The sequence below is a fragment of the Tumebacillus amylolyticus genome, from assembly GCF_016722965.1.
GTDB lineage: Bacteria > Bacillota > Bacilli > Tumebacillales > Tumebacillaceae > Tumebacillus > Tumebacillus amylolyticus.
Map to the genome: position 1 here is coordinate 1181297 of NZ_JAEQNB010000001.1, position 15350 is coordinate 1196646.

The 15350-nt window shown below is 54.7% G+C and carries 19 protein-coding genes and 1 pseudogene; 15 read left to right on the forward strand and 5 right to left on the reverse strand.

The features are described from left to right. The first annotated feature begins 13 nt into the window (after positions 1-13). On the forward strand, positions 14-568 hold the full coding sequence (locus JJB07_RS05420; protein WP_201631915.1) for a CBO0543 family protein: 555 nt from the start codon (positions 14-16) through the stop codon (positions 566-568). A 34-nt stretch (positions 569-602) separates the two neighbouring features. On the opposite strand, the gene JJB07_RS05425 is transcribed toward JJB07_RS05420, so the two are convergent. Continuing rightward, entirely contained in the window at positions 603-1355 is a 753-nt protein-coding gene (locus JJB07_RS05425) for an SDR family oxidoreductase (RefSeq protein ID WP_201631917.1), read from the reverse strand. A gap of 192 nt (positions 1356-1547) precedes the next feature. Here JJB07_RS05425 and JJB07_RS05430 point away from each other — a divergent pair, with 192 nt between their 5' ends. The 11 genes from JJB07_RS05430 to JJB07_RS05480 all read left to right on the forward strand — a co-directional run bounded on the left by JJB07_RS05430 (position 1548) and on the right by JJB07_RS05480 (position 9226). Further along, complete coding sequence (locus JJB07_RS05430) at positions 1548-3104, forward strand: ABC-F family ATP-binding cassette domain-containing protein (protein ID WP_201631919.1); 1557 nt, start codon at positions 1548-1550, stop codon at positions 3102-3104. Between the two features lie 13 nt (positions 3105-3117). Then, the gene (locus tag JJB07_RS05435) at positions 3118-3594 is read left to right on the forward strand and encodes a PaaI family thioesterase (RefSeq protein WP_201631922.1); all 477 of its coding nucleotides are present in this window, start codon (positions 3118-3120) and stop codon (positions 3592-3594) included. A gap of 136 nt (positions 3595-3730) precedes the next feature. Further along, positions 3731-3877, forward strand: coding sequence for a hypothetical protein (locus JJB07_RS05440; RefSeq protein WP_201631925.1), 147 nt, complete (start codon positions 3731-3733; stop codon positions 3875-3877). 58 nt (positions 3878-3935) lie between these two features. Continuing rightward, positions 3936-4439: a dUTP diphosphatase gene (locus JJB07_RS05445; RefSeq protein WP_201631927.1), complete on the forward strand. Its 504-nt coding sequence runs from the start codon at positions 3936-3938 to the stop codon at positions 4437-4439. Positions 4440-4563: 124 nt separating this feature from the next. Continuing rightward, positions 4564-4989: a hypothetical protein gene (locus tag JJB07_RS05450; protein ID WP_201631929.1), complete on the forward strand. Its 426-nt coding sequence runs from the start codon at positions 4564-4566 to the stop codon at positions 4987-4989. Positions 4990-4998: 9 nt separating this feature from the next. Continuing rightward, positions 4999-5604 (forward strand): 30S ribosomal protein S4, encoded by a 606-nt coding sequence (gene rpsD / locus JJB07_RS05455; RefSeq protein WP_201631931.1) that lies wholly within the window; start codon positions 4999-5001, stop codon positions 5602-5604. A 106-nt stretch (positions 5605-5710) separates the two neighbouring features. Next, a complete protein-coding gene (locus JJB07_RS05460) occupies positions 5711-6001 on the forward strand; it encodes a DUF4190 domain-containing protein (RefSeq protein ID WP_201631933.1) in 291 nt (96 codons plus the stop codon). 124 nt (positions 6002-6125) lie between these two features. After that, positions 6126-6746: an RNA polymerase sigma factor gene (locus JJB07_RS05465; protein WP_201631934.1), complete on the forward strand. Its 621-nt coding sequence runs from the start codon at positions 6126-6128 to the stop codon at positions 6744-6746. After that, positions 6682-7146, forward strand: coding sequence for an anti-sigma factor family protein (locus JJB07_RS05470; RefSeq protein WP_201631936.1), 465 nt, complete (start codon positions 6682-6684; stop codon positions 7144-7146). The genes JJB07_RS05465 and JJB07_RS05470 overlap by 65 nt, the downstream gene beginning before the upstream one ends. A gap of 24 nt (positions 7147-7170) precedes the next feature. Next, positions 7171-7923, forward strand: coding sequence for a hypothetical protein (locus tag JJB07_RS05475; protein WP_201631938.1), 753 nt, complete (start codon positions 7171-7173; stop codon positions 7921-7923). Between the two features lie 10 nt (positions 7924-7933). Continuing rightward, positions 7934-9226 carry a DUF4097 family beta strand repeat-containing protein gene (locus JJB07_RS05480; protein WP_201631940.1) on the forward strand — a complete coding sequence of 431 codons (1293 nt, stop codon included), beginning with the start codon at positions 7934-7936 and terminating at the stop codon, positions 9224-9226. Between the two features lie 115 nt (positions 9227-9341). On the opposite strand, the gene JJB07_RS05485 is transcribed toward JJB07_RS05480, so the two are convergent. Continuing rightward, positions 9342-9536: a hypothetical protein gene (locus JJB07_RS05485; RefSeq protein ID WP_201631941.1), complete on the reverse strand. Its 195-nt coding sequence runs from the start codon at positions 9534-9536 to the stop codon at positions 9342-9344. A gap of 176 nt (positions 9537-9712) precedes the next feature. Here JJB07_RS05485 and JJB07_RS05490 point away from each other — a divergent pair, with 176 nt between their 5' ends. Beyond that, entirely contained in the window at positions 9713-10117 is a 405-nt protein-coding gene (locus tag JJB07_RS05490) for a MarR family winged helix-turn-helix transcriptional regulator (RefSeq protein WP_201631944.1), read from the forward strand. Positions 10118-10206: 89 nt separating this feature from the next. Here JJB07_RS05490 and JJB07_RS05495 read toward each other — a convergent pair whose 3' ends face one another. Then, positions 10207-10722 (reverse strand): peroxiredoxin, encoded by a 516-nt coding sequence (locus JJB07_RS05495; protein ID WP_201631947.1) that lies wholly within the window; start codon positions 10720-10722, stop codon positions 10207-10209. 61 nt (positions 10723-10783) lie between these two features. After that, positions 10784-12016, reverse strand: coding sequence for an MFS transporter (locus JJB07_RS05500; RefSeq protein ID WP_201631949.1), 1233 nt, complete (start codon positions 12014-12016; stop codon positions 10784-10786). Between the two features lie 241 nt (positions 12017-12257). Here JJB07_RS05500 and JJB07_RS05505 point away from each other — a divergent pair. Both JJB07_RS05505 and mutY read left to right on the forward strand, forming a co-directional pair. After that, a pseudogene (locus JJB07_RS05505) lies at positions 12258-13289 on the forward strand (HD-GYP domain-containing protein); the annotation flags it as partial. Positions 13290-13396: 107 nt separating this feature from the next. Beyond that, positions 13397-14470 (forward strand): A/G-specific adenine glycosylase, encoded by a 1074-nt coding sequence (mutY, locus tag JJB07_RS05510; RefSeq protein WP_201631954.1) that lies wholly within the window; start codon positions 13397-13399, stop codon positions 14468-14470. Between the two features lie 56 nt (positions 14471-14526). On the opposite strand, the gene JJB07_RS05515 is transcribed toward mutY, so the two are convergent. Next, a complete protein-coding gene (locus JJB07_RS05515) occupies positions 14527-14934 on the reverse strand; it encodes a hypothetical protein (RefSeq protein ID WP_201631957.1) in 408 nt (135 codons plus the stop codon). Positions 14935-15350 lie beyond the last annotated feature (416 nt).

Sequence of the window (15350 nt, forward strand, 5' to 3'; positions counted from 1 at the left end):
GGGGGGAATCAGGATGAAGAGCATTCAAGACCCAGAGAAAATCAAGCAGGTGGGCGAGTATTACAAGACCATCGAGGAAGCCAATCATGAATATCAACACTATTGGATGCAGCACACGTTTCTCCATTGGGATTTCTGGACTTCTGTGTGTTTTTCGCTGATCCCGTGGCTGATCTGGTTCAGGTTGCGCAAAAAAGAATCGACTGCACGGTATCTGTTCGTCGGGTTCTTCGTCATCATCGTTTCGTGCTGGTTTGATTTCATCGGTGTCTGTTTGGGGAGATGGTTCTATACGGGCAAGGTCATGCCGACGATTCCATCTTACATCCCGTGGGATATGAGTTTGATGCCCGTCACGGTGATGTTGATGATCCAATTCAAACCGCAGATGTCTCTTTGGCTGAAAGCAGCCCTGTTTGCCTGTCTCGCTTCATTTGTGGGAGAGCCTTTGTTTAGCTGGTTGGGGCTCTATGTGCCGGTCAAATGGAACTACTTCTTCTCGTTGCCGATCTACGGATTGATCTATCTCGTCTCCCATTGGCTTTCCAAACGAAAAAGTTTTCAATAAAAAGGGAAGCCCCACGAGGAGCTTCCTTTTTGCATTAGAACCCGATTCGGGTGTTCATCGCTTCAAACTGCTCGTCGATTTCGTCACGATTCAGGCGCAGGGCGCGCTCCGACATGCCGAAGCCGATCTCGAGATCGCCTCGTGCAAAGCCTTGGAAGACGGCGTCTGCAAATTCATCGAGCGGAGCGCCGAACGTGTGCAAGCCGGGGCCGCCGAGGTCGGTGTTGACAGCGGGCGGGGCCACTTCGATGATGTTGACGTTTTGGTTCTTGGCTTGGAAACGCGTGCTCATCGTGAAGGAATGCAACGCCGCTTTGGTCGCGCTGTAGATCGGAGCGGCAGCCATCGGGGTGAACGCAAGCCCGGATGTGACGTTGATGAGGGTCGCGTTGTCTTTGCCTGCCAAGAACGGCAGGAACAGCAGGGTGAGATGCACCGGCGCATCGAAGTTCGCGGCGATTTCCTGTTGGTAGTAGCTCCAGTCCTCTTGAGCGTCGATCAACTTCACGCGCTGTTGGATGCCTGCGTTGTTGACGAGGACGTTGAGGTTGGGATGTTCCGTTCGTACCCATTCGAGGAGTGCTGCGCGCTCGGAAGCCACCGAGACATCGCAGACGCGAGTATGTAGTTCCGGGAATTTCTCCTTGGCTTCGCGAAGTTTCTCTTCGCGACGACCGCAGACGATGACGGTGTTACCCGCTTTCAAAAAACGCTCCGCCAATGCGTAGCCGATGCCGGATGCACCGCCGGTGATCAAAATGGTGTTGCCGGAAAGATTGAAGCTCATGTGAAGGTCCTCCCTTTAGGTAGATGTCACTTATAGTATACTGTACAAGGGTTGGAAAAGGAAAAACGAGGAAAGTCGGTCGTGAAGAGGTACATTTTTTCAAGGAAAAAATGACGTATTTTTTACCCTCTCGCGGGGTTTCTCTGTTAAACTAGTCTGAGGTCTATTTTTTGTAGGAGGAACACGGACAAGATGAGTATCTTAAACGTTAACGATATCGGGCACGGCTTTGGTGCCCGCACCCTGTTTTCCAATGTAAACTTCCGTCTGCTCAACGGTGAGCACGTCGGTCTCGTAGGAGCCAACGGCGCGGGGAAATCCACGCTGATGAACATCCTCACCGGCAAACTGCAAGCCGACAACGGCAAACTCGAATGGTCGAACCGCGCGACGGTCGGCTATCTCGACCAGCATGCGTCGCTCCAACCGGGCATGACGATGCGCGATGTTTTGAATGATGCGTTCAAACCGCTGTTCGATATGGAAAAGGAACTCGGCGAGATCGGGATGCAACTTGCCGAGCCGGATGCCGATTATGACAAACTGCTCGCCGATATGGGCGAGATCCAAGACCGTCTCGACAACTCCGGTTTTTATATGATCGACGCCAAAGTGGAGGAAGTCGCCAAGGGCCTCGGCCTCACCGCCGTCGGTCTCGACCGTGACGTCGCCGACCTCTCCGGGGGGCAACGAACCAAAACTCTGCTTGCGAAACTGCTGCTGGAACAACCGAACGTCCTGCTGCTCGACGAGCCGACCAACCATCTGGACGTTGAGCACATCGAATGGCTGACCACGTATCTGCAGAACTACCCGTATGCGTTCATGCTGATCTCCCATGACGTCGAATTCATGGACCAAGTCGTCAACATCATCTACCATCTCGAAGGCGGCAAACTCTCCCGCTACGCCGGCAACTACGAGAAGTTCGTAGAAGTCTACTTGGCGAAACGCGCCCAGCAAGAGAACGCCTTCGAACGCCAACAAGACGAGATTCGCCGCATGGAAAGCTTCATCCAACGCAACAAGGCACGCGCTTCGACTTCGGGTCGTGCGAAGTCCCGTCAGAAGATGCTCGACAAAATCGACCGCCTCGAAAAACCGATCGAATACCCGCGTCCGTCGTTCCGCTTCGAAGAGACCCGTCTGTCTTCGAAACTGGTCTTTGAAGCGAAGGACCTCGTGATCGGCTACGACCGTCCGTTGCTCCCGCCGCTGACGTTCAAACTGGAGCGCGGTGAGAAAATCGCCATCACCGGGATGAACGGCATGGGCAAATCGACCCTGATGAAAACGATCCTCGGCAACATCCCGGCTCTCTCCGGCCAAGTGGAACGCGGCGATTATCTCACCCCGATCTTCTTCGAGCAGGAAATTGAACCGGCTCCGGGCTTGACCGCTCTGGACGATGTCTGGAACGCATTCCCGCATATGCAAAACCAAGACGTTCGCGCCAACCTCGCCCGTTGCGGCCTCGGCAACGAACACATCACGTCGAAGTTGACCGCGCTGTCCGGCGGTGAGCACGCGAAAGTTCGTCTGTGCAAGCTGATGCTGACGGCGTCGAACTGGATTCTGTTTGACGAGCCGACCAACCACTTGGATGTCGCGGCGAAGGAAGAATTGGCGAAGACTCTGCAAAACTACCGCGGCACCGTTCTGATCGTCTGCCACGAACCGGAATTCTACAAAGACTGGGTCACCCAAGTCTGGAACGTGGAAGACTGGGCCAAAGCATCGGTTCGCTAAGGAGGAGTCTCACATGTCTGACCGCGACCACGTGCTTTCGATGTTCGACTCGCTCTCGGAGGACGACCAAGCGTTTATGGTGCGTCTCTTGGAAGCGAAAGTCCGCTCGAACACGTCGCCTCTTGCTTATGTGGAAGAGATGATGTCGTACAAGTATGCGGGCCAAGAGGACGATGCCTACGTCTACACGATGGAGGTCCGTCCCGAAATTTCCAACCGCTACGGGATGCTGCACGGCGGCATCCTCAGCACGTTCATCGACACTTGCATGGGCGGAACTTGCTTTCGAGTCAACGGCGTCGATACGCGCACGGTGACCCTCGACTTGCACGTTCGATTCCTCAAGGAAGCCAAAAACGGCCGCCTCACCTGCAAGACGCGCATTCAGAAAAACGGCCGCACCGTCACCGTGCTCGAATCGAGCGTGTACGATGAGCAAGGCAAGATCATCGGCAGTGCGACCGGCTCGTTCTTTAAAATCGCCAAGTAAGTTGACATAAGGCAGGGAACTTCTGGGAACTATTACCTCGGGAATTGTTCAGACAATTTCTTGTATATTTGTGTACGATTTGTTACACTATAGACACAAAATCGTCACAACTTCTTCCCGAGGGGGATTCTCATTTATGTTCGGTTTCTTGGCATCGTTGTTGTTCGTCGTGGCTTGTGCCCTGGCTGTCTATTTCGTCTACATCCCGGTAACCCGCTGTGAAGCTTGCAAGGAAGCGGGACTGCTGGCCGGTATAGAGGAAGAAACCACGACCATCGCGTAAGAACTCACACAGGGAGGGCCGCCCGCGGCTCCTCCCTTTTTTTGCTAGGAGAGACGTTATGAATTTCGACAGCCTGTATGACACCCAACTCGTGCTCGACCGACGCATTCTTGAGGAACACGGACTGACGGTTGAGGAGATTTTCCCCAAAAAGCTCTTGGCGCTGCAAGTCGAACTCTGTGAGCTCGCCAATGAGACGCGCTGTTTCAAGTATTGGAGCCAAAAGGGGTCTGCGCCCAAAGCACGGGTTCTGGAAGAGTTCGTAGACGCCTTGCATTTCGTCTTGGGGCTGGGACTTGATCTCGGTTATCGCGACGTGCCGATCCCCGCGAGTGTCTCGTCCGTTTCAGAGCCTGTCAGCGAGCGTGAATTGACGATGCAGTTCCAGACCCTCCTGACGCACTGTGTCGCGCTCTGTGCGCCCAGCAGAGGCGCTTATGCGACGCTTTTTGCTGAACTGCTCGCGTTGGGGAAGATGCTTGGCTTTTCCGAGCAAGAAATCCAAGACGCGTACCTCGAAAAAAATAAAAAAAACCACCTCCGTCAAAATGAGGGATATTAGCACTTCCCTCGGGCAATCCTGAAAAATGTTCGTTTACAACACCCTCACGATGAGATACAATGAGGGCAACAAAACGACTGATAATCATTCTCAATGGATGAAACGACGAGGTGGTCACATGCGTGTGAATCGCATAGCAGGATTGGTTCGGGAAAAGGCTTGGGCCATCGGATATTACCGAGATCCGCAACCGATTCTGGACTGCATGGAACACGTGCTGTCTCAGTGGGATTTTCAAGCTGAGGTGGACGTCTTGGTCACAAATTGGCAAGGAAACGGCTGTCACGTACATACCAAGGTACTTGTCAAAATTGGTTCCGAAGTGTATCCTGTAATATTGTCGGAGACTTGCGAGCCAGACGTGCTCGCGTTTACCCCAAATGACGTCATCTACCTCCTCGCGGCTGTCGTCGAAGAGACGGAAGAGGAGTTGTCAAAACTGACGACAGCGGGTGCACAGATCACCGATTCTGTCGCATGGTTGCTCCAGCAGATGGAGCAGACCGAGGCTTTACACGATACCAACACCATTTACGAAACAAGGGAGTAGATAACAGATATGGCACGTACCACTGGTCCGAAACACAAAGTTTGCCGTCAAGTTGGCCAAGCCCTTTGCGGCTCCCCGAAATGCCCGGTTCACAAGCGTCCGTACCCGCCGGGTCAACATGGTCCGACCAAGCGTAAGAAAGTTTCCGAATACGGCGTTCAGCTGCAAGAGAAGCAAAAGCTGAAGTTCATCTACGGCGTTCTCGAAAAGCAATTCCGCGCGTACTACGAAGAAGCTGCTCGTCAGAAGGGCATCACGGGTGAGAACTTGCTTCGCATCCTGAACTCCCGTCTCGACTACCTCGTGTACCAAGCGGGCTTTGCACGCACCCTCGCAGGCGCTCGTCAGCTCGTCAACCACGGCCACGTGCTCGTCAACGGCTCCAAGGTCGACATCCCGTCGTTCCAAGTTCGCCCGGGCAACGTGATCTCGCTGCGCGAGAAGTCCCGCGATGTAACCATCGTCAAGGAATCTCTTGAACTGGCTCCGGCTCGTCCGGGCTACCTCGACTGGAACGAGAACGAGCAAACCGCAACGTACGCTCGTCTCCCGCACCGTGAAGAGATGCCGCAAACCGTTCAAGAACATCTCATCATCGAATTCTACTCCCGTTAATCGATACGGGTTCTGTCAAAAAACGCCGTGTCTTCCATTTGGAAGCGCGGCGTTTTTTCGTTCCTCTTTATGCTAGAATAGAAGCATTCGAAGTGAGGTGTCCCTTTTGTCAGAAATACGTGGAGAACGTGTAAAACCGACCAGCGGCCTCGCCATCACGTCGGTGGTGTTGGGCGGGTGTACGCTGCTCGCTGCCATCGTTCCGTTTCTCAATTTCATCTGCCTCTTGACCGGACCGGTCGGCATCGTCCTCGGGGCGTTGGCGATCCGTCAAGTGAAGAACAGAGCGGAAGAGATGAAAGGCGGCGGCTTGGCGTTGACCGGGCTGTTGTTGAACGTGGCGGGTACGGCACTGACCATTTTGGTGCTGGTCTTGGTGTTTGCAGCACTTGGCTAAAACACAATGAATCCGGGGAGAAATCATCCCCGGATTTTTTTCTAAAAAAGTTTGAAGGGTTCTGTCGATAGCTCTCGTCGGTATAGGTGCGAGAACGCAATCAAGGAAGGAGGGGCCCCGCCGGATGCACGAAGCAAGCGATTTGGAATGGATCAAAAAAGTTCTGGCAGGCGATGAATCCTGCTATCGCTTGCTGGTGGAGCGGTATCAGGCCCTTGTCTATACGATTGCTCTGCGCATGGTGCGCGATCGCACCGAAGCGGAAGACATCGCACAGGATGTGTTTCTGAAAGCCTACCGCACGCTGGCAGATTTCCGAGAAGAAGCGAGTTTCAAGACGTGGGTCTGCAAGATCGCCACGAACCGCTGCATCGACTGGAAACGCAAGCACGGGACACGGCAAGAGCGGACGGCGCAAGTCGAAGAGGCTGCGTGGATTCCCGATCCGAACGGCGAACGCCCGGAGCAAGCCTTGATCCGGCGAGAGACCCAATCGGAAGTCAGGCGTGTGATTGAAGAGATGCCGGAAAAGTACCGGAGTATTCTCGTCATGTATCACTTCCAAAACATGAGCTACCAAGACATCGCAGACAATCAAGAGATTTCGCCGCGCACGGTGGAGACCCGGTTGTATCGGGCCAAGCAGATGATGCGCACGGCACTGAGAGGAGGGGGAGCGGATGAACACGCACTTGAGCGGGAACCTGTTGTTCAAGTATCTGGAGGACGACCTCGACGATCTTGAACGCGAGAAAGTCGAAGCACACCTGGAGGTGTGTGAGCACTGCGTCGAGCAGTTGGCGGAAGTGGCGGCCATCGGAGCGGACGAAGAAGTATTCCCACTGGAACTGCCGCCGGTGGGATTCGCCGATCGGGTCATGGAGGAGTTGTCGGCGGCTCAATCCAAAGTTGTGCAGTTGCCGGTCCGTCGCCGCTCTCCGAAGTTCGAAGTGTTTACGCGTTTCGTCACGGCTGCGGCGGTCACGGGGTTCATGATGCTCGGGTCGTACCAAGCGGCCAAAGCGGGCGATCACTCGGTGGTCAACACCATTCAACACAAAGTGGAAGACGTATCGTCGAACACGGAAGCTATGTACGTCTCGATTCACACATGGTTTGAAAGTCTGTCGGCGAAAATTTTCTAATCAAACGAACGGAGGGAACCATTCATGCATTGCCACAATCATCCGGAACATGAAGTTGCCCGCGAGTGCCGGGCCTGCCATCATCTGATCTGTGCAGAGTGCATCGTCGAAGTCGGGGCCGAAGTGATGTGCAAGTCCTGCGTCGCCGAACGATTGCTCACGATGCAAGCCGGCCAGCAACAACGCCCGCAAGCCCGATTGCAAAAATCGGCTGCCGAGGCAAATCCGCACTTGCAAGCTGTCAAGACGCTGCACGACAAGGACGAAGCGTTGAACCGTCCTCTGAAAAGCGGATTCCTCACCGTGCTGTTCTCGTGTCTGCCGGGGCTCGGGCACTACTACCTCGGGTTGGAGAAGCGCGGGTTGAATCTCATGGTGATGTTCTTCTCCCTGATCTTCCTCGTGTCGATTATCCCGAACATCGTGACGTTCCCGCTGGGACTGGGCTTCCCGATCTTGTGGTTCTACGCCCAGTTTGACGCGCTGAAGTACCGCTCGCTGATCAACGAGGGCGCGTTCTACGAAGACAAAGCGGTGATTCCGCAGATGATGCGCTTTGTTACGTACAAACATCTGGGCGCTCTGTTGGCGTTTCTCGCGCTGATGGGGATGGTCGGCAACTTGCTTAACATGGTTCAGATCGAGTACACTTTGAGAGAAACCATTAAGCAACTCCTCTCCGGGCTGGTCTTGCTGGGAGTCGGGTTCTGGATCTTAAAGGGCAAGAACGTTCCGTTCGTGCCAAGAGAAGAGAGTGAAGATCGCAACCATGCGTAGAGTAGGAACTTTGACCAGTGCGTGCACCTTGCTCGCACTTGGTCTTTTGCTTTTCTCAGACCTGTTGTTTCATAAGCATTGGTTTCTCGGCGGTTTGAATTTCTGGCCGGTGGTGGTCGCAGGTCTTTTTGCAGAACTGGTGTACGGTGTGTATAAGATTCGACGCAAGCGCCTGCCGGAGCGGTTGAAACTCGACGGGCGTTCGCTTGGGCTTTTGTTCCTCGTCACTGTGTTCTCCGTCAACTTCTACCTTGGAGCGACCAAGGTCGCGGAGGGAGCACAGGAGGAAGCGACGGCCGCCCCGACACCGACCTCCTTGTTCACCGTGACGCAACGAGACGTTCAACTCCCGAAATTGGGAGCGACGCTGCGACCCGATTCCCGCCAAGTGGTGATTCAGAACCCGCTTGGCAAAGTGGAAGTCGTGGGGTCGTCCGAGCGGACGATTCAGATCGAAGGCGTTGCCCATATGACCGGCTCGGACGTCAGCATGCTCGAAACCCAAGCCTTGTCGTTGGCACCGGTGGTCGATTTCGGGCCGACGATGACGGTCGCCGTGCGCGCAGACAAGCTGGCAGGCGAAGAGAAGGACCCGCGTCGTGTCGATCTGCGGATTCGGGTGCCCAAAGGTGTGCAACTGACCGTACAAGCCGTGCGCGGGGATGTAAGTGTGAAGGACTTCGACGGCAACACGTCGATCTCGACGAAAACCGGCAACATCTCTGTGGACAAGCTCACCGGGGCGCTGGGAGCCGTTTCTACGAGCGGCAAGGTCAGCGCCACGAATGTGACGGGCGATCTCAACTTGAACGCCCAGCAGGGCGGTCTGGAGGCGTCTGACGTACTTGGAAATGTGACGGTCAAGTCGGACAACGGCGACGTGCAAGTGCAGAACGTCAGCGGCAAGCTCGACTTCACCGCCAATAACGGCAAGATGTCGATCACATCCGTGGACGGCGATGTCCTCTTGCACTCCACCAACGGCCTCGTGACAGGCAATGACCTTGAAGGCGCTCTGAATGCCACGTTGCAAGACGGTGAGTTTCGTCTGACGGGGGGTCATGTGGAAGGCCCGTGGTCGATCTCTTCGACCAACACGAAAGTCAGCCTCAATTTGCCCAAGGACAGCAACCTCAAATTCCTGGGCGAAACCAACAAGGGTGTCATCAAAGGCCCGACCAAGCAAAGTCCGGGCAGCGCAACGAAAAGCGGCGCGTTGGTCACCGAGCAGATGGGGGCCGGAACCTACCCGTTGACCGTGAGATCTGACAACGGAAGCATCTTTGTTACCGTACTTGATTGAGGCTGAAATCGGCGAAAAGTCTGCAAACATTTTACAATGATGTAATGAGTTTCTAACAAAACCAAGACCCCTATCTTAACGATAGGGGTCTTGATTTTTACTACTTGAGGACGGGTTAGTCCATGTCGATCGCGTCCATCATGGAATCCGCGATGCGCGACATATCGTCGGTGGAGTCGCCCGCCACGTTGTTGCGGCGCATCATTTCCCAAGCGGCGATGCCTACGCCTGCGCCAAGCACCATTGCGGTGACTGTGTTCATGCCGCCGCGTTTGCGACGGGGCATCATGTCAGTGATCATTTCCCACATGTGTACCACCTCCCGTGACTTTATTTTTTACAGTTTTTCTGAGAAGATACGCTGTTCCTGTTGGCGAAGTGTGGTATTATATTGTCATCTTCATAAATAAAACAATCTAGTGTGGGGTACATTTAAAGATGAATACTGTAAAACGCGAAGATGAATTAAGAGCTAACCTAGTGAACATGTTTATCAGAATTAACAATCTTTTGATCAAGCATGGTAACAGCAACCGTTTGGCAGGTGCGTATGGACTGTCCCAGCAACAATGGACGCTGCTCAGCGTGCTCTACCGAAGCGGCCAAGGCATGACGATGACCGAACTCGGCAAGAACCTGTTGGTGACCAAAGCCAACATGACCGGCATGGTCGACCGTCTCGAACGCGATGGTTTCGTCTCCCGTCACCCGGACCAATTCGACCGTCGTGTGACCAAAGTTCTGCTGACCGACAAGGGCAAGGAATTCATGCTCGCCATCGAAGGTCCGCGCAATGAGTTTACCGAAGAGATGTTCGGCGATTTCTCGCAAGAGGAATTAATGAATTTTTGTGGTTATTTAGAACGGCTGTTTGGTAGATTGGATCGTTGAAAAACGAACGAATCCCGTCAGGAGGATGGGACCGTTGCCAAACGCAAGGTTATAGAAAAAGCGGCGTCCCGTGTGGACACCGCTTTTTTTTATGAGAGCTTGTCTTCTTCTACTGTTTCTTGCTCATCCTTGGGTTGAGGGGGTTCGGGGATTGGGAGCGTGCCGTCGTTGATGCCTTGGATGACTTGTTGCAACTCGTGCGTCGTCGGGGAGCCTCGGAAGACATAGCGCACACGCATGTCCCGATCGAGGATGTAGACCGTCCGCGCTTGCATGAGCCCCATCAGCGTCGGGATGCGGAAGTGGAAGGCGAGTTGCCAGCGATCGTCGTAGATCAGCGGGAACCCGAAGTTGTTCCGGGTTTCGAATTTGAGATGCTTCTCCGGTTTGCCGGGGTTGACGCCGAGGACCACCGTGTCGAGCTCGGCATAGTCGGGAAGTGCATCGCGGGCTGCACAGAGCTGTTCCCGGCAGGTGCGGGTGTTGTTGAGCGGGTAGAAGATCAGAAGTACGTTCTTCTTCCCTTTGTAGTCGTAGAGATGGACGGAGCCTTGCGTGCTGTCCATCGTAAAGTCCGGTGCGATCATGCCTAGTTCAAGCAACATACCCCATCACTCCTCTCTTCTGCACCAGTTTATAGAAAAAAAACATCCGTCGCAACCGAGGTTACGAGGATGTTTGCGTCGAGGATTCAACGGTGGAGTTCGACTCCGCCAGTTTGAACAACAGAAGGGCTGCGAGCGCCGAGCAGAGCACGATCACGCCGTTGCAGGCGAGCAGAGACACGACGGAGACTTTTTGCAGCAGAGCACCTGCAACGGCTGCAGAGACCATCATCGTGCCGATGATGAGCGGCTCCAGAATGCCGGAGACGCGGCCGAGGAAGTCGTTGTGGACGAAGGTCTGGATCAGCGAGGCAAGCCCGATGTTGAGCGTGGTGCCTCCGAAACCGACGATCAACCGGGCGAGGGCTGCGACGAGCAAATTCGGTGCCGCCGCGACGAGCAGAATGCCGAGTCCGATCAGGAAAAGTCCGGCGATGATCAGTTTGTGACGATGTTGAATCGACTTCGCGAGGGTGCCGATCAACAGAGCGGAGGTCAGCATCGCCACGCCCTGAACAGAATTCAAGATCGCCACATAGCTTTCGTCGAGATGCAGGCTTTGCGTCACGAGGAAGATCTGCAGCGAGTTGTACGATCCAAGACCGATCCCAAGCGTCATGCCGGCAATCAACATCGGACGAAGCATTCGATGCCCGACGGTGTAGCGAAAACCCTCTCGCAGTTCTGCGAAGATACGGCGGTGCGGGCGCGGGTCCGTCTCCATCGGAATGCGCAACAAGCCTGTGAGACAAATCGCCGAGAGGAGAAAGGTCGCGGTGTTGATGCCAAAGGAAAGACTCACACCGACCAGCGCGAAAACGCCCGTTCCGATCATCGGGCCGACGATGCGCAGGGTATTGCGAGTGACTTGTGTAAGCGAGTTGGCCGCAATCGAGTGTTCCTTGGGTACGACGTGAGCGACAACCGCCGTGCGAGCAGGGTCGAAGAAAGATTGAAAGCATCCGGCGAGCAAGGCTCCGACATACGCGAACGGCAACCAGCCGGTCAAGAACGCCAGTGCGATCACCAGCATTGCAGCGGAACGCAACAGATCAGACACAATCATCGTCTTGACCCGGTTCCATCGATCGACCCAGACGCCGGCAAACGGTGTCACGAACAGCACGGGCGCATATTCGCAAACGGTAATCACCGAGACGGCAAGCGAGGAGCCGTGCGAGACTTGGTAGACCCAGAAGAGCAGGGCCATGTTGCGAATCCAGTCGCCGGTCTCGGAGAAGATCTGAGCCAGCCACAAACGGCGAAATGTCGCCAAACGCAAAACGGAGACCATCCTACACGTCTCCTTTCGTTTCAATAATAAATGATCGACTAAAGCGCTAAACCTACTATATAAAGTTCCTTCCAGTGAGTCAATGTAAAGATTCAGTATTTTTAGGAGATATGTTGAGAGAAAAAGATCAGGAGTGATTCTTTTTTCATACTGCAGGAGAATATAGATTGGAATCGAATAAGTGTGTAACCTTATGTCGGATTTTGACGAATTGACACAATTGAGAAAGGGGGACCCTCGAATGAAGGAACAGCCGGTTTTGCCGCGCCGACGCAGATCGTTGTACGTCGATTTTTTGGAGCGTTGTTTGTTGACAGGTTTGTACGGGCACCGCAAGATCAATGAACTTCTGAGGGCCGTGATCCAGCATGCCGATCTCGAAGGACATTCGGTGTCTGTGCTTTATCTGGATGTGGACGACTTCCGGCCGATCAACGACCAGTATGGCTATGAGACGGGAGACCTCGTTTTGCAGCATGTGGGGGAGCAGTTGCGTTTGGAAGTGCGCGCGCAAGATCACATCGGCCGCTTCGGGGGTGACGAGTTCCTGATCGTGTTGCCGGAAACCACCGCGCAAGAAGCGGAGAACCTCGCGTACGGGATTCAAAAACGCGTGCGGGAGCAGCGCTTTTTCGCGGCGAACTACGAGGAGGCTCTGCCGGTTACGCTGTCGATCGGTGTGGCAGAGTACCCGCTTGACGCGCGCTCGATCAAAGATTTGATCGCCGCCGCCGTCTCGGCGAAGGAACACGCCCAGCATGAAGGCATCGCGAAGTTGCAACGACGCGGAATTTCGTACGAGTTGTTCGTGGCAAAAAGTTCCGGTGCCTTGGAACTCTACCTCCTGTCCCTGAAAGATAAAGACACGTACACGGTGCAACATTCCGAAGACGTGGCCGACTATACGATGTTGTTGGCGACGGCGTTGGGTCTGCCGGAGTCGATGCAGGTGGAACTGCGCACGGCCGGGCTGTTCCATGACATCGGCAAAGTGCTGATCCCCGATCCGATCTTGAAAAAACCGGGCCGGTTGACGGAAGAGGAGTTCGTGTCGATGAAAAGCCATGTGACCATTTCGCACGACATCTTGGCGGCGCACTACACAAGCGAAGTGATGCGTGACGGCGTGAAGCACCATCATGAGCGCTATGACGGTCGAGGTTATCCGACGGGGCTTTGCGGGGAGGACATTCCGCTGGCGGGCCGCATCGTCGCGATTGCCGATGCGTTCTCGGCGATGACGCTCGACCGCTCCTATCGCAAGAGCAAGACGGTCGACGAAGCGCTCGCCGAGATTCGCCGCTGTGCGGGTACGCAATTCGACCCGAAGCTGTCGGAGGTGTTCTGCGAAGAGGTTGAGAAGCGGAGGACCCTGCAACCATGAACAAACTGGCGATCCGAGAGGAAGTCGGGCAGAAACTGTTAGAGTGGTATGAAGCAAACAAACGCGATCTGCCGTGGCGTCGAACGCGAGACCCGTATGCGATCTGGGTTTCGGAAGTCATGTTGCAGCAGACGCGGGTTGAAACGGTGATTCCGTATTGGGAGCGGTTCTTGGAGCGGTTTCCGACGATTGAAGCGCTCGCCGACGCGCCGGAGTCGGATGTCTTGAAACTCTGGGAGGGACTCGGCTACTACTCCCGCGTGCGCAATCTCCAAAAAGCCGCCCAAGTGGTCAAGGAACGCCATCACGGCATCGTGCCCGATACGCTCGATGAGATGCGGGCTTTGCCCGGTGTCGGTCCGTACACGGCGGGGGCCGTGCAGTCGATTGCCTACGATCTTGATGTTCCGGCGGTCGACGGCAATGTGTTTCGCGTGCTCTCGCGGTTGTTTCTGATCGAAGAAGACATCATGAAACCGAAAACGCGTAAAACGTTCGAAGACCTCGCTGAATTTTTGATCCCGAGTGGTCGGGCTGCTTCGTTCAACCAAGCCTTGATGGAACTCGGGGCGCGCATCTGCATCCCGAAAAACCCGCGTTGCGGGACATGCCCCGTCCAAGGGCCGTGCAAAGCCTACGCCGAAGGCGTGCAAGAGGAACTGCCCGTCAAGGAAAAGAAAAAACCCCCGCGTCCGGTCGACATGACCGCCGCGTTGGTTCGAAGCGGTGACGCAGTCTTGATTCGTCGCCGTCCCGACACCGGGTTGCTCGCCGGACTGTGGGAGTTCCCCGGCGGTGAGCGGATGGAGGGCGAAACGCTGGAAGACTCGCTGGTGACACATCTGCGCGAATCGCTTGGCATCACCGTGCAGCCTCTGCACCTCTTCGCACAAGTTGAACATACATTTAGCCACTTGCACTGGAACATGCGCGTTTTTGAATGCGACTTGCTAACCGGTGAAGTGCGCGTCTCGGAGGACGTCCGCTGGGTCGCCCTCCACGATCTGGAAACGTATGCATTCCCCGTCGCCCACCAGAAAATCGTGAAGCAATTGGGCGGACTGATCTAAGTCTACAAAAAGAGCACCCGACACGAGTGTCCGGGTGCTTTTTTTCTCACATTCGTTTAGGCGTGCCGTTTCATCATCACGGGACGGAGAATCTGTTGGCGCGCCGTCTCGTTGACTTCAATCGCCACACCGCCGTCGTGAACTCGTTGGTCAAGGAAGACGGGATGTTGAGTTCCTGTAAGCAGGTAGAGCGTGGAGGCTTCCATCAGAGCCAAGAGAAAGTCTTGGTGCGTAAGATAAGACAAAACGATGTGCATGCGGTGTGTACGATTCTCCGGATCGGTGACGGAGATGTGGAGTTCCAGTGCCGGTTCGCCGTTTGCAAAGGTGGCGTGTGCTTCCAAAGTCGTAGGCAGCAGACGGTTTGGACGGATGAGGGTATGCGGCAAGAGACACCCTAGCAGATACGGAGCTTTGCACCGTTGATGGATCAAAACACCGCTGTTCGTTGCTTTCCATTCCATGAAAACACTCCCTTTGCCTCGTATTCTGTCTCTAGAATACCGTGCAAACATCGTATTTGTTTGTACGAATCGTGAAAACTATGTAAAATCAAACTAGAATGACACTAGAGGAGGTACTGCCCATGATCGCAGTGACCGATCTCGCGTTGGAGAAGATCCAAGAGATCCTGAAGGAAGAGCCGGATGACAATGTTGTCATCCGAGTTAATGTCTCGCCCGGCTGAGGCGGTATGAAGTTTCATTTGGTTCTGGATGAACCAAGAGAGCATGACAGGATCCTGGAAGTCCGTGGCTTGAAGTTTGCGATCGATGCGTTTGCCGCGTCGTTTATCGAGAGCGTCACCGTGGACTTTGATGAGTACGAAGACAGCTTTATGGTAATCAACGAAGCAGGTTCGAATTCGTCCTGCTAGAGA

What these genes read in the sequence shown, in the direction of transcription:
- JJB07_RS05420 (WP_201631915.1), top strand. Translation starts at nt 14, where the DNA reads ATGAAGAGCATTCAAGACCCAGAGAAAATCAAGCAGGTGGGCGAGTAT.
- JJB07_RS05425 (WP_201631917.1), bottom strand. Translation starts at nt 1,355, where the DNA reads ATGAGCTTCAATCTTTCCGGCAACACCATTTTGATCACCGGCGGTGCA.
- JJB07_RS05430 (WP_201631919.1), top strand. Translation starts at nt 1,548, where the DNA reads ATGAGTATCTTAAACGTTAACGATATCGGGCACGGCTTTGGTGCCCGC.
- JJB07_RS05435 (WP_201631922.1), top strand. Translation starts at nt 3,118, where the DNA reads ATGTCTGACCGCGACCACGTGCTTTCGATGTTCGACTCGCTCTCGGAG.
- JJB07_RS05440 (WP_201631925.1), top strand. Translation starts at nt 3,731, where the DNA reads ATGTTCGGTTTCTTGGCATCGTTGTTGTTCGTCGTGGCTTGTGCCCTG.
- JJB07_RS05445 (WP_201631927.1), top strand. Translation starts at nt 3,936, where the DNA reads ATGAATTTCGACAGCCTGTATGACACCCAACTCGTGCTCGACCGACGC.
- rpsD (WP_201631931.1), top strand. Translation starts at nt 4,999, where the DNA reads ATGGCACGTACCACTGGTCCGAAACACAAAGTTTGCCGTCAAGTTGGC.
- JJB07_RS05465 (WP_201631934.1), top strand. Translation starts at nt 6,126, where the DNA reads ATGCACGAAGCAAGCGATTTGGAATGGATCAAAAAAGTTCTGGCAGGC.
- JJB07_RS05470 (WP_201631936.1), top strand. Translation starts at nt 6,682, where the DNA reads ATGAACACGCACTTGAGCGGGAACCTGTTGTTCAAGTATCTGGAGGAC.
- JJB07_RS05475 (WP_201631938.1), top strand. Translation starts at nt 7,171, where the DNA reads ATGCATTGCCACAATCATCCGGAACATGAAGTTGCCCGCGAGTGCCGG.
- JJB07_RS05485 (WP_201631941.1), bottom strand. Translation starts at nt 9,536, where the DNA reads ATGTGGGAAATGATCACTGACATGATGCCCCGTCGCAAACGCGGCGGC.
- JJB07_RS05490 (WP_201631944.1), top strand. Translation starts at nt 9,713, where the DNA reads ATGTTTATCAGAATTAACAATCTTTTGATCAAGCATGGTAACAGCAAC.
- JJB07_RS05495 (WP_201631947.1), bottom strand. Translation starts at nt 10,722, where the DNA reads ATGTTGCTTGAACTAGGCATGATCGCACCGGACTTTACGATGGACAGC.
- JJB07_RS05500 (WP_201631949.1), bottom strand. Translation starts at nt 12,016, where the DNA reads ATGGTCTCCGTTTTGCGTTTGGCGACATTTCGCCGTTTGTGGCTGGCT.
- mutY (WP_201631954.1), top strand. Translation starts at nt 13,397, where the DNA reads ATGAACAAACTGGCGATCCGAGAGGAAGTCGGGCAGAAACTGTTAGAG.
- JJB07_RS05515 (WP_201631957.1), bottom strand. Translation starts at nt 14,934, where the DNA reads ATGGAATGGAAAGCAACGAACAGCGGTGTTTTGATCCATCAACGGTGC.